The organism is Dysgonomonadaceae bacterium zrk40, assembly GCA_016916535.1.
In the GTDB taxonomy this organism is placed as follows: Bacteria; Bacteroidota; Bacteroidia; order Bacteroidales; family Dysgonomonadaceae; genus Proteiniphilum.
The window spans coordinates 677,539-699,794 of the sequence record CP070276.1 but is presented as its reverse complement, the minus strand read 5'-3'; the positions used below and the strand labels follow the sequence as shown (position 1 = coordinate 699,794).

The window sequence follows — 22,256 nt, the reverse complement described above, 5'->3', positions numbered from 1 at the left end:
GCGTATTATTAGAGTGCCTATAGGCATTTATTAGAGCATTATTAGATTTTGACTAGAGATTCGCTAGTTTCCTTTGTTTTTCCAGTAATTCGGCAAAAGCTTCTTCAGGTTTTCATCATTCCCCGGTTTCTGGTAATAAGGCATCTTGCCTATCACATCGATGAGCCACTCTCGGGGATTCACCCCCTGCTCCTTGCATGAGGTCAACAGGGAACAGATGATGGCCGTGTTCCCGGCTGCCTCGTGGTTGCCACAGAACATGAAGTTCTTTCGAGACAGGGCAATGGGGCGGATGGCATTTTCAGCCATGTTGTTGTCGAGTTTCAGCCTGCCATCCAGCAGGTAATTTTTCATTCGAGGCCAAAGTGAGTAGGAGTAACCGATGGCTTCACCGATAAGGCTCTGGGGAAGGACCTTCGGGTAGGTTTTCTCCATCCAGGCTTCAAGCGACTTCATGATAGGAGCTGCAAGTTCCTCCCTGAGTTTGGCCCGTGCCTCGAACGTGAGGTTTCGCTCGTCAGCCATCCTCTCTATCCGGTACAGCTGCTGGATCTCTTTCAGGGCATGTTCTGCCAGTGCTTTATTCTCATTCAGGGCCTTCTCGTAATAGCGCCTTATGTGGACCATGCAGCCAACGAGACACACCTGATCCTCCTTGTCAAAGACATTGTAGGCTTGCCACCCGTCACTTTGCAGGTAACCGGTAAAGGATTTCAGCAGGGTACCCACGGTTTGTTGTGACCTGGAACCATCGTTGTAATAAAAGAAAACCAGTTTCTTCATGACCGCTCTCACCATCCACAAGTATTCTTTCTTTGCCTTGTGACTTTCCTTGTTGATCACCGGAAGTGTGGTTTCATCCACCTGGAGGTAATCAGTATCAATACACTCTTTCTTCAGTACCTCGTAGAGCGGCTTCAGGAGCTCACAGGCCGGTTTGAACCAGCCGGAGATCGTATTCTCCGGTATCTTCACCCCCAGATGCCCCAACTGCTGCACCTGGCGGTAAAAGGGGAGATGATACACATACTTCTGGAGCAGGATCTCAGCGAGAAGACTGGCACCGGGAAGTCCCTTGTATATGGGCAGTAACGGGAGCGGGGCGATGATCACACCGGTTGTGCCATCAACCGTCAGGGCAGTGTTGTCTTTTAAAGCGTACTTGGGGCGTACAAGCTCTTTCACGTACAGCTTCCCGGGTTCAAACTCAAGTGTACGGGTACGTTCCTCACCGATACGCTTGTACTTGTTCAGATCAAGTTCTTCCGGTTCCAGCACAACCTCCACCACGGGCAGACCCTCCAACATCTTGCGGTTGGATCTCTCTTTCTTCCTGGCGGGAGCCTGCTCTTCTATCTGCTTCTCGGCAGTAGCACGGGCCGCTTCGATCTCAGCAAGCCTTTCCTCTTCGTCTGCAATCGTTTCAAACAGGGAGAGCTGGCCCGGATCCAGGTGCGAGAGTTTCTCGCTTTTACGACCGTAGAACTGCCGGGTGAACCAGGCGATCTGTGCCAGCAGCTTATCCATCCGCTGCTGCATCCCGGTGAGCTGTTCAGATAGCTTCGCGTTAGCCTCAGTGAGCTGACGGATTTGTTCCGCCTGCGATTGTATGAGGAGTTCTAAGGCTTGCATCTGGTCCATTTACCGGGCTTTTATTCAGTCATAAAAATAATAAAAAACCCTGATCTGGACAAGCTTTCAGGAGATTATTTTCACTCTTTTTCTGATTATTTTTACTACCCGTTTCTCATCGCTTTGAGCCTCTTCAACCGGCTGCCCGGATCATCCTGTATCCCTTCTACCATCATCACCAGATCACGCCACTGCATGGGATAGGAACGACTCTTCTCATCGTACGCGGGAATGCGGAAGGTGCCTTCCTCGAGCCTTTTCATGTACAGAACCAACCCTCCATCTTCTGCATGCAAAAGCTTCATGGTTGTACGGTTTCGATTGATGAAGATGAAGACATCACCCATGCGCACATCATATCCCATCAGGTTTTGAACCACACCACAGAGCGAGTTCATCCCTTTTCGCATGTCTGTCTTCCCAGGACACAGGAAGTAGCGCATATTATCATTCAGGCAGAACATGGCGTGAGCAGATTTGATTCAGTAAATTGATAGCGATCTCTGTCTGGGCACTGCCAATGAAACTGACCTGGATACCTCCCGGGAGCTTGATCCTGATCTCTCCCTGACTGCTGCGTGGTGATGAGGCCGGCGAGGATACAGGGGCTTTTATGGGTAGGTTTAAGTTGATTGGTGCCAGCATGTCCGTGGGTGCATCCGGCGCATGATTGTTATAGGGCCGGGTGAGTCCGAACTTGGTTTTCCAGTAGTGGAAGCTTGAGACCGTATAGGACTCGTTCGCACAAAAGTCCTTGATGCTTAACCCGCTCTTCTGTTGGCGTTCCAGTATCGCCAGGAATTCTTCTTTGCTTACAGGCTTCATAGAAAATAGGTTTGCAGGCAAAGATCGGAAAAAACCATTTTCGCTAAAATGGGTATTTTATCGGGGGCTTACATCCTTCGTAACCGTGTCAGCCTTTTCTTGTTTTGTCCCGGCTTTCAGCTTCAACCCTTTTCTTATTAAATCGTCCGTCAATGATTCAAAGACATCAAGATCGATTCGCTTTCTGATGGATACCAGCAGTGACGGTGTCATCACCTGTTCATAAGTGAAGGCCTCAAGCCCAAGAAAATACTGCATATAGGGGTTCTCCTGTATCATCTCTATCACTCCACGGTCGTCACTCTTCATGATGTGCTTGATGATAATCACTCCAAGCACAAGTCTGGCATCCTTCGTGGGTGCACCACGGTTGCTTTTGAAGTTCTTGTAATAAAGCCGGGCGAACTCTTCCCAGGGAACTATTTTTGAAAGGACAACCCACCGGTTATTCTCATCCAGTTTTGCCTCAAAAGGCATCTTGAACTCTGAAATTGAAAGCTGTCTGGAGCTCTTGTATCGTATCATAAAATGCAAGGTTTATGAAGTAAAAATACTCAATTTCTTGCAGTTATGCAAATTTTATATCGTTTAATTTACTGATTTTCAGCATAGATATCTATTATTCAGCAGACCCTAAATACATGCAATATTATCGACCGATAATTAAATACTCATTAGCTTTAATCCTACTTCTATTTAAAGCATAAGAATACTCTCCAAGATTTATACTATGAATATTCTCTTCCGGTTTGAATTCTGATAAAATCTTTTTTATTTCTTCAATTGACGGATAGCCACTATCCCGGTATGAGATCACAATTATAGAATTGATGTGCTTAGAAAGCAACTGCCTCATATCGTCGCAAAAGTTCGATCTGGATTCAAATTCTTTTGAATGATTAATCTGAATCTCTTTATTATTCTTCTCTAAAGAGATAAAATCCTCCAACTCATTATAATTAGTCAACCCTTCCAGAAAATGATACCGAGAGTGATAAGAAATGTGTGAGCCTTTGGAATTGAAATATGGAGGGTCAATATAAACCAAATCAGCTTCAACATTACAATTCAAAGCGGACGTGTTCGTAATATTATTGATTCTTCTATTATTAAATTGAACCTCTTGCAGTTCTTTGATGAATTGCTCGAATAATTCATGGAAACTTTTTTCCCATGTTATCTTATTACCGAAATTCGACGTTATATGATTCGTCCTTAAAGAGAGATTCTTTCTATGGAATAAATTAAATGGTCTTTTTATTAAACAAGTTTGAAATAGAACATAAAAAGCTGATGCCTTTTCGAACTCATTATCAAACTCTATGTCAATATTCTGGACTATGACATCTATTAAATGATTTTCTTCATCCAAAAAGTAGACATCCCTATAATTTTCCTCTATTGTATTCCTATATAAAATACCTTCATGTTCATTCAATAAATTCAAAATCCTATTCGGATCGATTGGAGAGGCAAAGTTGCTTAACAGAGCCTTTCCGATATAGTAGTTAAATGTAAATATATCGTTATAAGTAACATCTTTATTACAACATTTTGAAGAGTATGAAAACACTCCTGATCCTCCAAAGACATCTAACACAGAGCCAAATTGAAGGTGGAGCTCATCAAATACCTCCCATATCTTTTTTATTAATTTACGCTTTGAACCATAATATCTGGTTACAGGGAGTTGTCGTTCTATACACATATTTCGTCTATAATACTCTTTAATCTTTCAAATGATGGCTCTGCGATACATACAAGTTTTTTATCTGAAGATGACCTAATGGGAATTGTAAACCTATAAGGTACTATACTCACTTCTTCCCGTTTAGAATTGTAATCTTGATATTGCTTTTTTCCTTCTTCTATATAATATCTATACGTTTCACAATTTTCGTCACTCAATGATCCGATGATAAGAAATTCCAGATTATCTTGAATGGTTGGTAATTCTTGCATCAATTTCATACACTTTTTCTCGTATTTGGCTATTTCCTCGTTTCGTAACGTTGTTTTTAACTCTATTACGTAAATCTTCTGATCTGTTTTTATTATAAAATCGAATTCTGCTTCGTTATCATTAGATTTGTATTTAACCTTATAATTTGAGATATAGTTAAGTCCTGATTCTTTTAATATCTCTTCAAAAAAGTCTTCAAAATATTTATATCTGAAATAGAAACTAATTTCCGGTTTCAAAACATAGATTAATTTCTTCTTTTTCACATCGGGTTTTTCATTTGAAAATTCATATATCTTGTTTTTTTCTTCGTGACTACTAATCCAATGAACTAAATTATAATGTGTCTCCGACGGCTTCCTGTCAGTATGATAAATACCGACAATGGATGATTCCCGATTTGATTTATAAGGCAAGTACAGTTCATAACCAGATAAATGCTTTAATTTATCGAGTTTAAAAATGGCTTCGAAATACTTCTGATATGCAACAGGGATGTCAATATCCTCTACGTATAGATTTTTTTTTAAGTTTGAGAGTAAGTATGCAAAATCTTCTTTTTTTACTTCCTCATTGAACTCTTTAACTAATGGCAGTTTGTCTCCATTAGGTTGCGAAGGTAGCCTGTATAGATTATTTTTTAATAGATGCCAATAATAGTCAACTATCCGTTCCTCTTGTTTATTTCACCCCAAAAGTATACCGGTATTTCAATCCAAAAGTATACCATTTTAAATTAATCTCCAAGTCTGTTTCCCTGTTGTTGGCGGTACCGCCAACAACAGGGAAACAGGCGTTCTTATTCTGACTGTTATTTTCATTTTTCATTCATCATTTTTTTAGTTTCCTTTAATCTGTACGATTCACCATTCATATTTACAAGATGTGCTTTGTGGGTTAGCCTGTCTACAAGAGCAGCTGTAAGTACTGGGTCTCCAAAGATCTCTTCCCACCGGTCAAAGCCAAGGTTTGTTGTTATGATGGTTGATTTTCTTCCTGCTCTTAAAGAGAGGTGATTAAACAGCAACTCTGCTCCCTGCTTATCGAAAGATACATATCCAAACTCATCACATATTACCAGATCATACTTTTCAAATTGATTTTCAACCTGTTTTAAAGTCTTTTGGGACTGCGATTCACGTAATTGAGTCAGTAGTCTGTGTACGGTTGTAAACAATACTTTGTATCCCTGCATACAGGCTTTAAGTCCAATCCCTATCGCTATGTGTGTTTTGCCTGTACCCGGGTTACCGGATAGTATCACATTTTGTGATGATGCTATAAAATCCAGTCTTTCAAGCAGAGGCAGTTTTTCCTTTGCACCCTGTGGCAATTGATCTCGCTCAAGGTTAGTCAGATACATTTTGGAAGGGAACCTGGCATTCCTTATCTGAGCTTTTTTACGGTTCTCCTGCTTAACTTCCCACTCACGTTCCATGAGTCTTAGAAGGTACTCTTCATAATCGATCCTCTCTTTAGCAGCCTCTGCTGCAAGCTCTTTGTAATCTCGTCTGAAAACAGGCAGTCTGAGAGCTTTGCTATATTCTGCTATTTGCTGATTTATATTGTCCATTGTTGTTTGTTTGATGCATTAATTGGGTAATCCAGGTTAGTTGTTCTTTAGCTTTAATGGCTATATTATCTGTGGTCTCTGTTATTGGTGTTACAGGATGCTTGTTACCAATAAGAGCTAGCAGCCTCTCGACAGTAACATTGTCAGCACAGGTGCCAAGTAATCGCTTTACTGATTCTTCCAGCTTCTCTTCACTAACCATCTGTTCACGGCAGTAAGATAACAGTTCAATAAACTCACGAGGCTCATCCTGGAAGAAGTTGAGATAAAGATCTCTCAGATAATTATTGTCTGCCAGAGCCTTGCTTCCGGCAAGAGCTCCCGGCTTTTTCTTGAATGTGCCAAGGTAATGTTCTATATCAATTACCCAGTCATGAGGCTTGTAGCTACGGGAATGAATGGCAACCCGTTTATTTTCAAAGAAGATATATACCTCTCTGCTTCTGATGCTCACATCAACAAACAGGCCTACCAGATGATCGGGTACAGAGTAACGGTTGCCCTGATGGCTGACGGTTGCATATTTATCTGCTCTTAGCTGGATCTGTTCACTGCAAATCATCACTGATACCGGATGTTTGCCCAGAACTCTTCTCTCTTCCTCCAGAAGCATATTGGCACTCTTGCCCGTACCCTGCTGTTTAACCCCGTTAAGCCTCTCTAAAGTGGAATCAAGCCACCGTTGAGCTTCATGGGCAGAGTTAAAATCATCTTTGGGAGCAAAGGCTTTACGGCGCACGTACTCCACGCTGCGCTCTACGTGACCTTTCTCATTCCCGCGATAGAAGTTGGTAAAGCGGTGAGTAAACTGATAATGACCTCTAAGCTCCAGTAAAGCGCGAGTGGGCTCTTTCTCATGATTACCTGCAAACCTTGCTACTGCAACCCGCATATTATCATAAACCATCTCACGGTATACACCGCCAATCTTCTCAAAGAAGCGTGTATGAGCTTCCATAAACGCGAGTGTATCCTGACGATTATAGATAAAAGCATACCGCCAGTTACTGTAGGCACTGGTGAAAACAGCAAGTTGTAAGCTTGTGCGTTTACCACCAATCAAAAGTTTAATCTCACCCCAGTCAAATTCACATATATCACCAGGTGCATAAGCCTGACGGATATATGCCTCTTTAGATGACTGCTGCTTCTCTTTAAGCCTTATGTAGTTGCACAGCGTGGTGTATCCTACATCAAAACCATGATCAAGCAGTGCATCATGGATGTCTTTCTTTTTCATCAGCTGCTTTTGCAATCCCTGCTCAAGCTTCTCTTTGTTTTTAGAAAGCAGTTTATCTATAAACTCTTGCACATCGTTTGTAAGCTTTAGTTTACCGCGGGGTACAGTCATCTTATAGACTGGATTGCCGGATAAAAATAATGCACCGGCTGTCTCTTTGCAATCAGAGGATTCTAAAGTTGCTTCATACTCCTGAATGTACTTATTGACAGTCTTACGACTGATCTGCAGTTCGCGGGCTATAGTACGCTGGCTTTTACCATCACGATAGCTGCTAATAATGATTTCCTGTTTTGTATACATACTTATCATTTGTTAAGAACGGATAAAATCCATTCATAGTTGTAAGTGGTATACTTTTAAATTGAAATGTGGGGTACTTTTTAATTAATATATACATCCTCTTTAATTAAGGATATTGAATTACTATCATAGAAAAAGCAAATATTACCGACAATTACACCGGATTTTTTTTCTTTCTCTTGGAGAATAAAATAGTTCTTGTTATGAGAATATACTTCTGGTAATAGGAATTCCTCAAGGAATATCTCGGACATCCATATATCATCACCCTCAATGGGAGTTTTGTTGAAATCCTCTTTAATGTAGGATAAATTTATTACTGGACATGTCAATCCTTTAATTTCGTCTATATTGATAGCCGATTCATATAAATTCTTATTGTCGAAACTTGAAAGTACACCAAAGTTAACAGTACCTCTCTTATTGACATGAGCAAGAAGCTGGGTAATTAATTGGGATTTTATTAATACTGTCTGGAAAACACTTAATATGTTATCATTCTTTGCGATGATATACTTATTTCTTTTGTCAATAAAAACTATTTTTGCTCTATGATAGAGCAAAAAATTTTCTGAGGCAAAGATTTTATCTATGAAAACTTTGTTTATCGTTTCATAACCCCTTCTTTTCAGCCTCTCACGTTCCGTTTCTATCTCGTCCTTTTCCTTTTGTAAGGCTTCCTTACATTCATCTGTTCCTCCATCACATTTTTGTTGTTCTTCTTTAAATTTGTTATTTCTACTTTTTAGATTACCTATTTCCTTTGCTAATTCCTCATTTATATTAGTAAAGTCTATTGCAGTGATAATTTCCCAATTATCGCCATCTTCTATCGATATAAAGTCACTAATCAGATCAACAAATGGGCTGATTATTTTTTCGAAAAGAAATGAATAAGAAAATAACTTATATTTACTTTGCGACTGGAACATAATTAGAGATTTTTATTAGTATATTTTGAAATTACCGACTTAATCTGATCCCCAAACTCAAAATTCTCATCGCGATACATCACAAGCAAGGTCATTAAATCTTCGGGGTTATAGTCTACAATTTCAATATTATCAATACCCTTATCATGTAGATATGAATAATTAATATCTAATCCTTCAGGAACATAAATAATAAGCTTATTCTGCTCATAGTCAGCTTGAATATTTATAATTCGGGTTACATTTATATCAAAGTCTGTTGTGAACAAGAACAAGTGACTAATATTTAGAGATTTATCGATATATGATTGTCTCCCCTGTGTTTTTATTTCATAATCACCACTACTATAATTGTTTGCAACTAAATATTCCTCGAGAGGATCAAAAAACTTGAGGTTTAATCTTGCGAAAGCATTTTCTAACTGCAATCTTTCACGTGTCTCCTCAAATAACTCTCTTATGCCATATTGATCTAACAAATCATCTAAAGTTTTTTGCTCTGACACCTCAAATAATTCGGTACAAATTGATTTTACAATCTCACTATTTTTACTCAAACCTTTCTTTCTTACACTTGATACTATTTTGTCAATATCTTCCGGGGATTTCTTTGTTTCAAACAATTCATTCAGGTTTTGCACAAGTTCCTTATAGTCTTTGGTCTTTGTAATTATTGGTAGCTCAACGATCCGATCAACAATTCTTCTAGAAAATGCAGGATTTACTTCTTCGATCCATGATTGGGAACTTTTTCCGGATGAATCCGTAAAACAGGTTATCAGAAAATGACCTTTTATCAAAGAAGACAAGTCATATAGTTCTCGATAAGAAGTTAAAAAATGCCCGAATCTTGGTTTTGATTTTTCTTGAATTTTTTCAGTTTCGTCAATGCCAAATATTATATAAATGTTGTTTGCAGAAAGAATATTTAGAAAAAGAACCAATACCTCCCTACGATTAAAATTAGTTAGTTGCTCCAAATCAAATTCCTTAAAACTATTTTTTGTATATAACCTACCCGTTCCAAGATATATTAATCTAGCCAGTTTATCCTCGTCATCTTCCGAAAATAATTTAGTGGTATAATCTCTTATTGCTGCAAAGCCATCTTGGTACGAATATACCAGATCTGGAGTATTATAATTATTCTCTCTCAACTGTATAATGGACGATTTTATATCGTCTAGATAATTATCTTGAATAATTTTCAAGATAAATAAAATCAAATCATATTGATCGACATCTGCACGAAGAAATACAACTTTAATATTCTCATTTCCAGAAAATAATAATTTTAAATATTTAAGCAAATTCGTTTTTCCATTTCCATAATTGGCAGTAACAAGACAAGTCTGAAAGGTCAAATCAAGACTTTCCAAGTAAGTTGAAATCTTCTTTTTAGCAGCATCCATATCTACAATAAAGTAAGGCAACTCCGGAACTTTTCCTTCCTTCAGATCCCTTTTTAATTGCTCTACGGTTGCTGGTATCGGATCAATTTTATTCCATAAATTTTCAATGACCATAACTAAAATATTTTTATTTTGATAACCGGTTTATTACGAACATAGAAACGCTTCCTTTTATCAATATTTGTCACTGTATTACTAAATAGGATCAATCGTTTTTTCCTCTGCGATTCGTAATAAGAATTCAGCATACTCTCAAAATTAGTAAAAGAGAGGCGAAAGTCTTTTTTTATATCGTATAAGTTTACAAAATTCTGATCATGTAATCCGCTCTTTAGATTGTTATTATATGAGTTTTCCAATTTTGAATTGAATCCTAATTTTTGATTCTGAAAAATCAAAAAATCTGCCTCAAAACGGATAAAATCTTGCTGCATATTACTATAACTCTCCCTGTATCTGTTGTCATTTAATATAATATCAAGATATCTTTTCCTGATATTCATGTTCTTATCCAATACGTTTAGAGAATCAACCCAATATAATCTGACGTTATCGTAATTTTTCGTGATACTTGCTTGAGTATATTTAAAATGATTTACGTTATATACTTTTTCTATAAAATATAAATGAATGCTTGGAATGTCCCATTTATATCTCTTTATGCTTTTCAAAGAAAGGCATAAAGGAATTATCATATAAAAATCAGCATGTAGTATCCTTTCAAATATAATTTCCTGCTCAGCCTTTGACAACGAGAAAAATGGGCTTCGGCTTGAAGCTAACTGTTTGCCGCAAACACTAAGCTTATAGTTCTTGCCTATTAATTCAAACTTGTCTTTGGCAAGATTGATATAATAAGAAGTAGCTTTATACGTTGAATATACTTTTCTATCAATATCACTTTCTCTATTTGCCAAAATATCCTTCAATAAGGCTGTCTTTTTCTTACGAGAATAACAACTGAAATGTGATAATATTTCTTTTATTGTTTCTTGTGGGGGAATGCCTTCAAGTTCATCAGTAGATTTTCTTTTATCATATTTCTTATCAAGGATATCAATAAAATAAAAAAAGAAATCGGAATAAAAGGAAGAAGGAATTATATTTTTCTTCCTTTTCTCCATTTTTCCCATGTATTGACAAACCCATTTGACACTGACCAATGGTTTGTGAAACGGACGATGTAGACTATATATTATATTTTTATCTTTCATAAATTCTCCATAGAATCAAAATGTTACTCTACAGATTACCACTCACCATATCATTATTTCAATTATAACCGTTCAAAGTTACTATTTTTTAAATTAATAGCTTCCAAGAATCAATCATGCTTCAGTTGTTCTTTTAATTCTACCATCTTTGAGATTGCGTCTTTTAATTCTTCTCTATGAATAGGATTCTCGGAATGATGCGAAGAAGCATTCATAATCCTATCAAGAATATCTTTTGTTTGTTCTATTAACAACTCCTTCCTGTTCTTCTTTTCATTGAATTCTATTAAAAAGTCGAAAAGCCTCTCTTTTATCCCGTCCAACCTGAGTTTTTCTTGTGCGGTCAATGACTCGTCTCCAGAATAGTCCGTTCTTATCTTTCTCAACTTTTCAGGCTCTAAATCCAACAGAAATCGTTGTGTAAACTTTTGATGCCGTTTGCTTGATAATTCATTAAACGCTTTGTCCAATTTAACGCTCAGTGCCTCAAATTCTTTATTGAATTTCTTCATATTCGGATCCAAAAAGTCTGTAAGAATAACCTCTGCTTCTTTTCTCAATTCATTTCCACAAGCCTCGAATTCGTTTTCTTCAAAATAACGGATAGCTCTTTGTAGAGAGGTTTTATTTTCTTTGACTTCAGGGGCATTATGTTTATTCTCATCTTTATTAAAATCAAAATACACCCATTCTTCTTCATCAGTATTTCTTCGTATCAGGTTAAAAAATCCCTTATCATGGGTGAATATAAATTTCTGCAGACCATCAAAAAATTTAAGATCCTCTTTTTCTTCTTTATTGAGTATTATACGAACTATATCCATCCTATTAGATAAGTCTAAGCTAATCAGCATATCATCGAGAACAAGTATTTTAAATCTTGCGGCTGCTAATGGCCGGGTTCGTAATGCGCCTATACGAACAGCAACGGCAATTCTGGTAAGCTGCGCTTCATTGAGAAAAGATTGAACACGCTCTATTTTGCGCCAATTATCAGGATAGGTCTCATCATATATTTCTACTCCAAGTTTTATGCGCAATTCATCATGCCTTTGACCTTGTTTTTTATCATCCCATATTCTTTCTTTGATTAAATTGAATTTAAATTTCCCTTCAAAACTTAGAGAAATGCGGATAACATCCTGACCATTATAGAAATGATTCTTCAAAATAAAATTTGCACTATCCGCTATACTTGTAAGTAATAATTGGACTCTTGTATTTAAATCATCAATGCCTTCAATATATCTTTGTTTTCTGCTTCGAGAAACCGCTGCTCCTTTAGGAGTTCTCGGAATATCTGATGTTTGGAACTTTATAATATCCTCTAACCAATTTTTTGTTCCTTCTGTAAGAAAAGGAAAAATATCCCTTTCAAAGACCGGCCAAAGATTTACTTCGTGTTTGTGTGATGCACGATAAAAGTTGTGCAATAACTTATAATTAATAAAATCACTTGCAATATTCAGTTCCCTTATAAGCGGGTCTGTATCTTCGTTTGTGTTGATAACGTCATAAGAAATAGTATATGTTTGCTCATGGAATGTATCCGTGTCAATAGCTGTCAATTTTATGTATGAATCTTCATTTTCATTCATAAAAACATTTTTCAACGTCTGATGGGTACTTTTATTTGATTCATCATATTTCTCGAAATACTTCTTCACACCATCGTCATTTTTGATGCTACTTTGCAACATAGTGTACAAAGCCCAGAACAAAGATGATTTTCCGGAACCATTATTCCCATAAACTAATACATGTTTTCCATTTACAGGAAAAATTTGTTCTTGTTGAAAAGCTTTGAAGTTCTTAATCTTAATTTCTTTAATTCTTTTCATTATCCTTCCAAGATTGGTCTTAAAATCTCTGGACTACGTACAGCAAATAGTTTAATACGATTATTAATCCCATTATCAGGATGATTCCATTTTCCAGAAAGTTGTTCTATTACTTTTTCTTTTTCCTCATTATTCATTTTATCAAATTCCCTTCCTTGCATTACCTCCACAATGTCCTGTTCCACAAATTCAATAATATTTATTTCTCGCTCGTTCATATGGTCTGGGAAGTAGAGATTGAAGAAGTAACCATCAATTATTGTATCAATATTAATAGAATTATTATTTTGAAGACACCAAATCTGAAAATCATACAAATTTATAGCAACATTTGTTTCTGCATGTGAGGGTTTCTTTATGTATGTGCTTTTTAAATTTGGAGCTGAATATAAAAGATATCCCCCTGCCATTTTTAAACCCTCAAAAAAACAACTAAATAAAAATTGATATAAAAGCGAATTCACCCAAAGAGTAATATATTTTGGATGATATTCTGTTTTAAATGAATGAATACAATTTGTATTTATAGAAGCAAACTCCCCATTTTGATCAAAGAAGGCTTCCGTTCTCAAACCAATCTTTGCGAATATAATTTTAGGACTTTGATAAAGCTTTTTCCTTGCCATAGAGATCTTTCTGCTATCTATATCAAGATAAGGTTTTAAAAAAGTTGATCCTTTGTCTGTTAATGTGCTTTTACCCCAAAGTGGTAAAAATCGATCAATGGTGCCAGTATTAATTAACTTAAGCCCTTTTTTTTCATTAATTAAATCATGGTACTCATCAGCTTCTTTTGCAGTAGAAGTTGCATTTATAATTCCGCAAGAAGATAAAGATTGGTCCTTAGAAATCATTATTTTCACAATATCAATTTTACTGTTTAGAAGAAATCCCCAAATTTTTCCTGGAAGAAGATTCAAGTCAGAAAACTGATTTTCCCATTCTTTATTTATCTCGAATTTATCATTAAATTCTTTGATACTTATGGGTCTTCTTTGCTTAGAGTTTCCGATTAAAGACACTATTGGATATGTTGAGGCCGCCTCAAAAACTTTCACACTTGAAAAATCAGAGATACTTATTATTGAATATTGGTCATGAATCAATCCACGTAATGCTTCTCCATAACTTGCAGAAAGATATCGATTTGGTGTAATATAAATCAAATGACCAATTTCACTTAAATTCCTTAGTCCAAATTCGAAAAATAGTATATATATATCTATTGTACCTTTCGCAGAAACAAAACCTGATTTTAAAAATTCGTAATCATATTCTCCAAGTCTCTTTTTCAATTCATTTGCATTAATATAAGGTGGATTTCCGATTATCACATCAAAACCATCTTTAATATCAAACATCCATTCCGGGTCGAAAAAGTTTGAAGACGCATTTTGATTATAAGGATCCCAACTAGCTAATTTTTTGGCAGTATCACTCTTCCATCCACTTTTTTCCAGTTCATTTGCAATCGCATTCCTAAGTTCTTCATCACGTTTCCGATGCTTAAGCTTTGTTTCCTTACTTTTTGCTCCAAAAAGTTTGCTACGCACTTTCTTAAGTTCAGATTCCAGAATTCTCACTTCTTTAGTATCATATAAGCTTAGCTGTGCGCTTGGTTTTTCTATCCCTATTAAAGTATTTGCGCTTACAAATTTGGTTTCTAAGTTAGGCAAAGGGCGTATGCCAAAATTTACTTTATTGGGGTTTACTCGTTGTTCTACAACTAGAGAGATAAAGAAACGTAACTTGGCAATCTGAATAGCTATGGGTTGTATATCTACTCCATAAATACAGTTCTCTATCAAGTATAATTTACGTGCATAATCAGGATCATTAACGTTTTGGTCGAAAACTTCATTTATTTCCAATAGACGCTCTTCCCGAGTGTGCTTATCTTCTATTTCAAATGCAGCCTTGCTTTCTTCGTATGCTCTTTCTAATTGCACTTCTTTCCATGTATCGTTATCAGGATCAAGCTTTTGTAGAATATGTACCATTTTCTGCAATATCCCCATTGGAAATGCTCCTGAACCACAGGCTGGATCAAGTATAGTACAGGTATTGAGTTTGGAAATTATTTCTTTTTTTAAATCAGGATTATTTAGAAGATAATCTTTACTATCAAAAGAAATAAGAGATCTGAGTGCTTTATCCAAAGAATTATCATCCAGCCCATTCCATTCTTTAATCGCATTTTTGAGATATGCAATCAAACTTTCATCTACCATATAACTAACGATTTCTCGTGGTGTATAGAATGAACCTGTTTGTTTTCGAGCAGTAGTTTTTGTTTCAGGATTATAGCTTGCTAGTAAATTTTCGAAAACTTTTCCTAATAATTCAGGATCAAGAGCCACATCTTCTTCGATAGGAGTGTTTTCCGTAATGGTAAATTTATAGGATTTCAGAATATTGATCAACCCTTTTACCGCAGCACGTTTGTATTTTTTGTCATTTATACCTATAACATCACTTAAATCGGTTTCTTCTTCAAGACCAAAAAACAAATAATCCGGGACTACCAACTTCTGATCTTTAGGTAGGTTATCAGAAAAACCATCAATCCAGGTCCGTTCATCTTTTTTTTCGCCAACTCCCCTTTCATCCAAACACTCAAATAAACCACCATTCAGGAAAGGAACCTTGCTATTGACGAGTTCTAAAAATGCATCTTTATCTTTAAAATACTGTTCGTGCCTCATCAAGAATGTAACGCCATAATTCTGATCCTGATTCCTGAAGCCTCGACTTCTCTTGTCAATATTATCCGCTTTGATAGGACAGTTTAAAGTGGCGAAAAAAAGATTTTGTAGTATGGCTTTGTAATAGATACCTTCAACACTTCTTTCCGTAAAGAGTCCATATTCATGATAAGGAGATATGTCTTTAAGGATTTTTTTCTGAAGTACCTCCAACTCAAATAACTCTTCGGGTATCAGTTTCTTTTCTTTTATAAACCAAACAAAAAGCAAACGTGTAAGCATACGAATCACATTTATTGCTTTATGTTCTAGAATTAAGTCATCAATATTAGCATTCTTTTTTATGGCTTCTTCCATCGTCGGTTTTCCGGGAAAGATTACATGTTTTATAGCCCAGAAATACCAGTTGGAAAGTTCCAGATAGAATTTCTTGTTGAGAACATTGACACTAAAAACTTCCTGCCAATATAGGTACAATGCAGCAAAAGAATCAATTCGTTTAGTTCCTGTAGTTGGAACCTTCAATTCTCGGAGAATACGCAAATGTCCGGAATGAGGTTGATTAATACTAACATCTCTCAATAAGCTCACTTTTCCAGCCTTTTCACCTTCTCTCCATTCCTGTTTATATTTCAACCGCTCCGTATTGGCAAAAGCTAAATGATCATTATACTTGAATACCACTACTACAGGTGTATAATAAAACTCACGATTAAAAGCCCTTGATATTTCAGCCAATTGGGAACGGGTGGGAAATAACCCATTGGGGCGTTCTTTCAGCGTAATACCAAAAATCAGAATACCGTCGTAGTCTGATTTAATTTTCTCTACATCGAGTGATTGATTGCCATCAAATGCGGCATCATCGACCATCCCAACAAAATAAACATCATTAATCAACTGGAAAGTATCATTATCCTTATAAGTATCTTTAAGAATGTCTTTAGCTGTTGTAGGCTCGTCAGCCACATAATTCATGGGAACTTTTAAATCGTTAAAAAACGATTTTAGTGCAACTATAAAAGGTAATTCGCTAAAAAACTTAATGCTATCCATTATCGAGATTCTTTAATTTATTTCTAACTCTTCTATGTTTTGCAGGCTATGTTGCATTATTTCCTGTATTCTTTTTCTCTATGAAACCAGAAACCAGGTTATTAAATCGAAATTATCCAGTTGATATTTTTCATCCACCTTTACATTTTCCTTCACTCGTGTCAGCGCATCTTTGTCTCCTTTTCTGAGTTTAGATAAAAGATCCCTGATTTCCTTTCCCATCACTTTCTTAGTTGAACCATCTTCTTGAACCTGTTCTTCGTATGCTTGGCTGTCTAGCCAACTTTTTAGCGAGTTAACCAATTCCTCAATGGCCGATTTTTCACCCCTATCTATCTCATCCGGTACAAACCGGCTCTTATCCTTATGATGGGTTAATACATCCAGCACATCCTTTTGATTTAACTTCACTAAACAGCCTTGCTTATTGATATAAATAAGATCGAAAATCTTATATTCATGATTCTTCGCTTTCGCAGCTCTGGCAGGATAACCAAGGAGTGCTATAAGTCCACTCTCGGGACAAATCTCTATATCTGCCTTGAATCCTGTATAAATTCCTTTAGGCATTCGTAAATACTTATCCCTGTCCTTATTAAACTCTTCCAATAAATCTTGGCGGTATCTTTCCAGAGAAAGATCATCAAAGCCAAACGTATCTTCACCATCGAGATCATCGAAAGTTATCTGCATCTGTTCCATCATCCGGTTATTCATTTTCTGATCCAAGGATTCATCATGAATCATTTGCTGAAAGGATTCTGAAAACTCTTCATCTACTTCTGCTCCGGCCAGTTTCATGGCTGCCATCCGTTGTTCAATCCGTCCTTGTAGATTCAAATAAGAATTAATATTGTTCGATGGCCAGAAATTAATACCGAATATTTCATTATTGGGGCTTCCTAAACGGTCAATACGCCCCAAACGCTGAATGATGCGGACAGGATTCCAATGGATATCATAATTTATAACCATATCGGCATCCTGCAAGTTTTGTCCTTCGCTTAGAGCATCTGTTGCAATAAGGATATCAACCGGCTTTTGAATCTTTTGGTAAGTCTTTGGATGTTTTATCTTTATCCAATCAATCCATTCTGCATAAGCCTCTAATCCATGCTTGCCTGGATGAAAATCCCATTCCTTTTCCTTAAAAAGTTTTGTATAAGGAGCGAATCGTTCGAGAATGGGCTCAAAATTCTTGGATTCCTCATCTGAATCACTTGTGAATGAGCCGGATCCTGAAACCATCGCTAATCTGTCAAATCCCCGACTTTTAAGTTGATTAAATAGATAAAAGGCGGTATCCCGGTAAACCGTGAAAATTACAACCTTAGGGTTGCCTCCGTTTTTTCCAGAGGCTCGTTTTTTGTTAATTCTGGAAATTAAGGTTTGTATTTTATCGTCTGAAGAAGACAAGTTGCCAGGATAAGTAATCTCTTTATCTATTTTAGATTCAAATTTTTGAAGATTGATAAAAAGGTTATCCAATGCGTCGAGGTCTTTCTTTAAATCCTTCTTGAAAATTTCCAAGTTTCCAGCAGCATCGATATCTGATAGGCTTATTTTTCTCTTTTTACCAAGAGTGAGTTCTTCATATTCGCTTTCCAAATCATCATCATTAAATAGATTCTCGTCTTTGTACTTTATTTTAGTATTAATCTTCCCTTCCTGATAAGCCCTTATCTTATCCAGTGCATTTTGGTGGTGGTCTTTAATCTTCTCCACAGTAGAATAAAATGAGTACCATGAAGATTCTAATCGCTTAACCATCAAAATATACATCATTTTCACCAAGAAACGATCTCTTTGTCGTTCATTGTGAAGTATATCCTTCTCTTCTTCTTCAAGATAATAGGAGGGTTGGTAGCCGGATAGCATGGGCGGAAAATGATCGAACAATTCTTCGAATGATTCAAAATTACCCAACTGGGTAGGTGTAACAAAAAGATTGATAGGTCTTGCCTTTGCCGGAAAAATAAGTCCTGTCTGCTGCCCTTCAATCATTTTACGGGTTCTTGCCACAACTAACGAATCGGTAAGAGTGAAGAAGTTTGCAGGTAATTTTTTAATGAATTCACTCATCCTTGGTTTTGGCTCTGACCTCCACTCGTTAAATACTTTCTGTGCAGTCCTAAAAGTATAATCCAGATTCCGGACACCTAAATTTTCATTATACCCCTCCAAATCGCCTTGAACCATCAACTTAAATTGGTTACGAATATCAATTAGAGAATTATTGATGGGCGTTGCGGATAAAAGCAGGACTTTTACATCCTCATTCTTTGCTAAAATCTGCTCAAGCAAAAACTTATACCTGTTTGACTTATCATTCCTGAGATTGTGACTTTCATCAATGACGATCAGTTTTGGTTTATCATTGATAAAATATTTATCTGCCCTGTCGTTATATGTCTCCATTCGCATATCATTCATATCTGTATGAAAGCGAATGGAATAGTCGAACTGATCTTTCTCAAACCGGGAGTCTTGTTTTTTCATATAACGTCTCCAATTGTGTTCCAGTTTTTTGGGACATAGTAACAATACTTCCCTACCTTGTAATTGGAAAAACTTAATAACAGCCAATGCACTCCATGTTTTCCCCAAACCCACAGCATCAGCCAAGATTGCACCGTCGTATTTCTGGAGCATCCTGATAAGACTTAAAACTCCTTTTTTCTGAAAATCATATAGGTCATTGTATACGACGGAATTCTCCAACCTTCCTATCTGGCGGTTGAAATTTGGATCATTCTCATTCTCCATCATTTGGTTACCAAACAACTCAAACAGAACTTTATAATAAAGTTCCCGCGGACTATATTTGATGAAAACCCGTTCGATTTCAGAAATTAAGTATTGCTTGAAATCAACTTTGGATTTAGTTCCATCGAGAGCGACTAACGTTTTTTCCTTGTGTGCCTGCTGCCTGTTCCATAATGATTCGAACCAAGAAATCAATTCTTTATATTGATTGCCATTTCCTGTTTCGGCTATATTCAGTTCAAAGTTATTTGTTTGTTTTAAGCCAATACCTGCTTCTGTAAGATTTGAACTACCCGAAACAAAATATTTATTTCTATCATCTTTTTTTTCAGGATTGAAAAGATAGCATTTAGCATGACAGAAATTGGGCTCCAATGTCTTTGCAGTCACTTTTTCCTGTTTTAGAAACTTTACTGCTTCTTGAGAAAGGGTACTTAATTTTAAAGATGCTTCTATACTGATATTTTCATTTAGAAGATCCAGCGGCCGGTTATCAATGGAATCAATGTTTACAATATCTCCCAATATTAACCTGAAATCTGAAATTTTACTATTTACCTCTTTCGAGAGCCAAGCTAATGCCCCGATGGTGAAATATCCGGTTACAATATCCAGTTTTCCTTCTTCTGTATAAGAAGATATCCATTCATGAACTTTTAAGTTTTCGTTCTCGTTATCTAAAATCATAGCAATGGCTTATTACTTATTTCTGGCAATATAAAGAATCATTCTAAACTCAACAGTCTTCTTCAAACACGAATATTTTGTGCTGAGAATGGCTATCAATCTTCCCTCTATTGATCGTGTTTGTCAATATCTGACGAATTTTAGCAAAATTAATAAAAAACAGCGCTTATATGATTCTACAGAGCATAATTTTGAACTTGGATTAGATTTCAATTGATACTCAAATTTATCTAGTAGATCTTATCGGTTTATTCATAGTTAAACAACTGTTAGTAAACAAATAAACTACTTGTCTACAAAAAAATCATCTCGATTTTCCTCGTAGTGAATACAGGCAAGTCGTATTGCTCTACCAAAAAATGGCATTTTTATAGTAAATAAATTTTAATCCAAATCTTGTATTTGGTCTTGCAAACTTAATTGAGACAAAAAGTTAAGCGACATTTTTAATTGATTCTTTTTTAAGATTATACTGATTCCAAAATTCATCAATGGTTAAGTTACCCAATGCTGAGAATCTCCTTTTATGATTATACCAGGTTTCAATATATTCAAATACATGCAAGCGCATCTGCTCTCTTGTTTTGAGTTTGGTACCATAGACCAATTCAGATTTGAAAGTTTTGAAAAAGCTTTCAGCCACAGCATTATCCCAACAATTTCCCTTTCCACTCATACTTTGCTCCAGCTTCAAGGATTTCAACAGGTTTACAGTTTGTTTGCAGGCATATTGGATGCCCCGGTCAGAATGAAATATCAATCCTTCTCCAGAAGGTCTGTTCCTATTGGCCATCCTGATAGCCGGGACTACGGTATAGGTCAGGTCGGAGACACACGCTTTCACAGGCTCTTTATGATTAAATTCGCGATTCAACAGATTTGGAGCAACCTTATAGTTGTGAGAGGCATCCGTCGTCACTTTGAATCGTCTCGAGAGTTTACTGCGCAAGCCCATTTCCCTCATATGGCATGCTACGGTGGTTCTCGAGACGGGAGTTCCGGATACCTGCAAATCCTTCGCCAGCCGGGGGCTTCCATTGCGTCCCTTGGCAGCAAAATAGGCATCCCTGATCTTTTCGTCCAGCTCCATATACTTACGCTTACGCGCGCCCTCCGGATCTTTAAGCCAGCGGTAATAACTGCTCCTGGGCACTTTCAGTACTTTACACATCACCTCGATCGTCCATTGTTTAGAGTTGTATTCCTTGATAAAGAGATAGATCAACGATCTCTCTTGGAGATGATGCTCAAAGCTTTTTTTAATATGTCCCGCTCCGTTTCAGCTTCACCCAGACGTTTTTCCAGTTCAGCAATCCTTTTGGTGTCCTCACTTAATGACTGGACTCCGTGTCCGGGAAAACTGGCTTCACCTTTCTGCTGGTATTCTTTCCGCCAACGATATAGAAGAAAGGGGGCAATACCCAATTCCTGTGCAAGCTCGGAAACATTCTTGCGCTCTAAACTGAGTTTAACCGCATTCTCTTTGAATGCCTTGTCAAAATGTGTTCTTTGTTTTCTCATATTACACAAAAATAAGCTTTTATGCTTAACTCTGTGTCCCCGCTAAGTTAGTAATTCCAAGAGGCTCTCTTCAAGAAAGTTGGACAACTTCAGCTTGAGAATGACTTCACAAAAACAGCCATTCCTGCATTTTCTGCTTTCATTCCGCTTTTCACCTCAAACCCAGTTACCTTCATAAAAGTAAATTTACTCAATATGATGAGCAAATTTACTCAATGTTTTTAGTCCTGCAATTATATTTGTATAATATACAACCTATTCGCAACCATTCGGCATTGACTGGGCTGGTGCCCCTCCAATGCCTCTCCAATGTCTCTCCCAAGCCCCTCCAAAAATTATTGGAGTGGCAGAGGCCGATTCCTTGCCTTTGTATAGCCAATTAGGCGACCATTGTCTTCGAAATCATGGATGCAAATGACACAAGTTGTCACACTTTGTGCCGGGATTCTATTTGAACCGTTTGGAGAGGTAGCGGCGCAGCGGCTCATCGTAGAGCTTCAGCACGAGCCAAGCCAGCAGGATGCTGCGGAAGATATTTCTGACATCGGTTGTTGTTAATTGATTTTTCTGCTCCGATGATGCGGGA

18 protein-coding genes are annotated in these 22,256 nt (G+C 36.9%); 1 reads left to right on the top strand and 17 read right to left on the bottom strand.

Annotated elements, in window-relative coordinates; genetic code table 11:
- Positions 1-63: 63 nt before the first annotated feature.
- The 17 genes from JS578_03070 to JS578_02990 all read right to left on the bottom strand — a co-directional run bounded on the left by JS578_03070 (position 64) and on the right by JS578_02990 (position 21,670).
- On the bottom strand, positions 64-1,641 hold the full coding sequence (locus JS578_03070; protein ID QRX64253.1) for an IS66 family transposase: 1,578 nt from the start codon (positions 1,639-1,641) through the stop codon (positions 64-66).
- Positions 1,642-1,736: 95 nt separating this feature from the next.
- Entirely contained in the window at positions 1,737-2,096 is a 360-nt protein-coding gene (gene tnpB / locus JS578_03065) for an IS66 family insertion sequence element accessory protein TnpB (protein ID QRX64252.1), read from the bottom strand.
- On the bottom strand, positions 2,080-2,457 hold the full coding sequence (locus JS578_03060; protein ID QRX64251.1) for an IS66 family insertion sequence element accessory protein TnpB: 378 nt from the start codon (positions 2,455-2,457) through the stop codon (positions 2,080-2,082). The genes tnpB and JS578_03060 overlap by 17 nt, the downstream gene beginning before the upstream one ends.
- A 57-nt stretch (positions 2,458-2,514) precedes the next feature.
- Positions 2,515-2,982 (bottom strand): transposase, encoded by a 468-nt coding sequence (locus tag JS578_03055; GenBank protein ID QRX64250.1) that lies wholly within the window; start codon positions 2,980-2,982, stop codon positions 2,515-2,517.
- Between the two features lie 124 nt (positions 2,983-3,106).
- The gene (locus JS578_03050; protein QRX64249.1) at positions 3,107-4,165 is read right to left on the bottom strand and encodes a DNA adenine methylase; all 1,059 of its coding nucleotides are present in this window, start codon (positions 4,163-4,165) and stop codon (positions 3,107-3,109) included.
- On the bottom strand, positions 4,156-4,686 hold the full coding sequence (locus tag JS578_03045) for a hypothetical protein (protein QRX64248.1): 531 nt from the start codon (positions 4,684-4,686) through the stop codon (positions 4,156-4,158). Before JS578_03045 ends, JS578_03050 begins: the two co-directional genes overlap by 10 nt.
- A 415-nt stretch (positions 4,687-5,101) precedes the next feature.
- Positions 5,102-5,248, bottom strand: a complete 147-nt coding sequence (locus tag JS578_03040) for a hypothetical protein (GenBank protein QRX64247.1) — start codon at positions 5,246-5,248, stop codon at positions 5,102-5,104.
- Positions 5,238-5,993 (bottom strand): IS21-like element helper ATPase IstB, encoded by a 756-nt coding sequence (gene istB, locus JS578_03035; GenBank protein ID QRX64246.1) that lies wholly within the window; start codon positions 5,991-5,993, stop codon positions 5,238-5,240. Before istB ends, JS578_03040 begins: the two co-directional genes overlap by 11 nt.
- Positions 5,959-7,536, bottom strand: a complete 1,578-nt coding sequence (gene istA, locus JS578_03030) for an IS21 family transposase (GenBank protein ID QRX64245.1) — start codon at positions 7,534-7,536, stop codon at positions 5,959-5,961. Before istA ends, istB begins: the two co-directional genes overlap by 35 nt.
- An 80-nt stretch (positions 7,537-7,616) precedes the next feature.
- Complete coding sequence (locus tag JS578_03025; GenBank protein QRX64244.1) at positions 7,617-8,468, bottom strand: hypothetical protein; 852 nt, start codon at positions 8,466-8,468, stop codon at positions 7,617-7,619.
- Between the two features lie 2 nt (positions 8,469-8,470).
- Positions 8,471-9,994, bottom strand: a complete 1,524-nt coding sequence (locus tag JS578_03020) for a hypothetical protein (protein ID QRX64243.1) — start codon at positions 9,992-9,994, stop codon at positions 8,471-8,473.
- A 2-nt stretch (positions 9,995-9,996) separates the two neighbouring features.
- The gene (locus JS578_03015; protein QRX64242.1) at positions 9,997-11,094 is read right to left on the bottom strand and encodes a hypothetical protein; all 1,098 of its coding nucleotides are present in this window, start codon (positions 11,092-11,094) and stop codon (positions 9,997-9,999) included.
- Positions 11,095-11,204: 110 nt separating this feature from the next.
- A complete protein-coding gene (locus JS578_03010) occupies positions 11,205-12,935 on the bottom strand; it encodes a hypothetical protein (protein QRX64241.1) in 1,731 nt (576 codons plus the stop codon).
- Entirely contained in the window at positions 12,935-16,696 is a 3,762-nt protein-coding gene (locus tag JS578_03005) for an Eco57I restriction-modification methylase domain-containing protein (protein ID QRX64240.1), read from the bottom strand. Before JS578_03005 ends, JS578_03010 begins: the two co-directional genes overlap by 1 nt.
- A 78-nt stretch (positions 16,697-16,774) precedes the next feature.
- On the bottom strand, positions 16,775-20,149 hold the full coding sequence (locus JS578_03000) for a DEAD/DEAH box helicase family protein (protein QRX64239.1): 3,375 nt from the start codon (positions 20,147-20,149) through the stop codon (positions 16,775-16,777).
- Between the two features lie 433 nt (positions 20,150-20,582).
- Positions 20,583-21,320, bottom strand: a complete 738-nt coding sequence (locus JS578_02995; protein QRX64238.1) for an IS3 family transposase — start codon at positions 21,318-21,320, stop codon at positions 20,583-20,585.
- 50 nt (positions 21,321-21,370) lie between these two features.
- On the bottom strand, positions 21,371-21,670 hold the full coding sequence (locus JS578_02990) for a transposase (protein ID QRX64237.1): 300 nt from the start codon (positions 21,668-21,670) through the stop codon (positions 21,371-21,373).
- Between the two features lie 414 nt (positions 21,671-22,084).
- Here JS578_02990 and JS578_02985 point away from each other — a divergent pair, with 414 nt between their 5' ends.
- A complete protein-coding gene (locus JS578_02985; GenBank protein ID QRX64236.1) occupies positions 22,085-22,228 on the top strand; it encodes a hypothetical protein in 144 nt (47 codons plus the stop codon).
- The last annotated feature ends 28 nt before the right edge of the window (positions 22,229-22,256 follow it).

Bases quoted from the DNA above. Each gene is read 5' to 3' on its own strand.
- JS578_03055 (QRX64250.1), bottom strand. From the start codon at position 2,982: ATGATACGATACAAGAGCTCCAGACAGCTTTCAATTTCAGAGTTCAAG.
- JS578_02995 (QRX64238.1), bottom strand. From the start codon at position 21,320: ATGTGTAAAGTACTGAAAGTGCCCAGGAGCAGTTATTACCGCTGGCTT.
- JS578_03010 (QRX64241.1), bottom strand. From the start codon at position 12,935: ATGAAAAGAATTAAAGAAATTAAGATTAAGAACTTCAAAGCTTTTCAA.
- JS578_03070 (QRX64253.1), bottom strand. From the start codon at position 1,641: ATGGACCAGATGCAAGCCTTAGAACTCCTCATACAATCGCAGGCGGAA.
- JS578_03000 (QRX64239.1), bottom strand. From the start codon at position 20,149: ATGATTTTAGATAACGAGAACGAAAACTTAAAAGTTCATGAATGGATA.
- JS578_02990 (QRX64237.1), bottom strand. From the start codon at position 21,670: ATGAGAAAACAAAGAACACATTTTGACAAGGCATTCAAAGAGAATGCG.
- istB (QRX64246.1), bottom strand. From the start codon at position 5,993: ATGGACAATATAAATCAGCAAATAGCAGAATATAGCAAAGCTCTCAGA.
- JS578_02985 (QRX64236.1), top strand. From the start codon at position 22,085: ATGACACAAGTTGTCACACTTTGTGCCGGGATTCTATTTGAACCGTTT.
- JS578_03015 (QRX64242.1), bottom strand. From the start codon at position 11,094: ATGAAAGATAAAAATATAATATATAGTCTACATCGTCCGTTTCACAAA.
- JS578_03025 (QRX64244.1), bottom strand. From the start codon at position 8,468: ATGTTCCAGTCGCAAAGTAAATATAAGTTATTTTCTTATTCATTTCTT.
- JS578_03020 (QRX64243.1), bottom strand. From the start codon at position 9,994: ATGGTCATTGAAAATTTATGGAATAAAATTGATCCGATACCAGCAACC.
- istA (QRX64245.1), bottom strand. From the start codon at position 7,536: ATGTATACAAAACAGGAAATCATTATTAGCAGCTATCGTGATGGTAAA.
- JS578_03060 (QRX64251.1), bottom strand. From the start codon at position 2,457: ATGAAGCCTGTAAGCAAAGAAGAATTCCTGGCGATACTGGAACGCCAA.
- JS578_03040 (QRX64247.1), bottom strand. From the start codon at position 5,248: ATGAAAAATGAAAATAACAGTCAGAATAAGAACGCCTGTTTCCCTGTT.
- tnpB (QRX64252.1), bottom strand. From the start codon at position 2,096: ATGTTCTGCCTGAATGATAATATGCGCTACTTCCTGTGTCCTGGGAAG.
- JS578_03005 (QRX64240.1), bottom strand. From the start codon at position 16,696: ATGGATAGCATTAAGTTTTTTAGCGAATTACCTTTTATAGTTGCACTA.
- JS578_03050 (QRX64249.1), bottom strand. From the start codon at position 4,165: ATGTGTATAGAACGACAACTCCCTGTAACCAGATATTATGGTTCAAAG.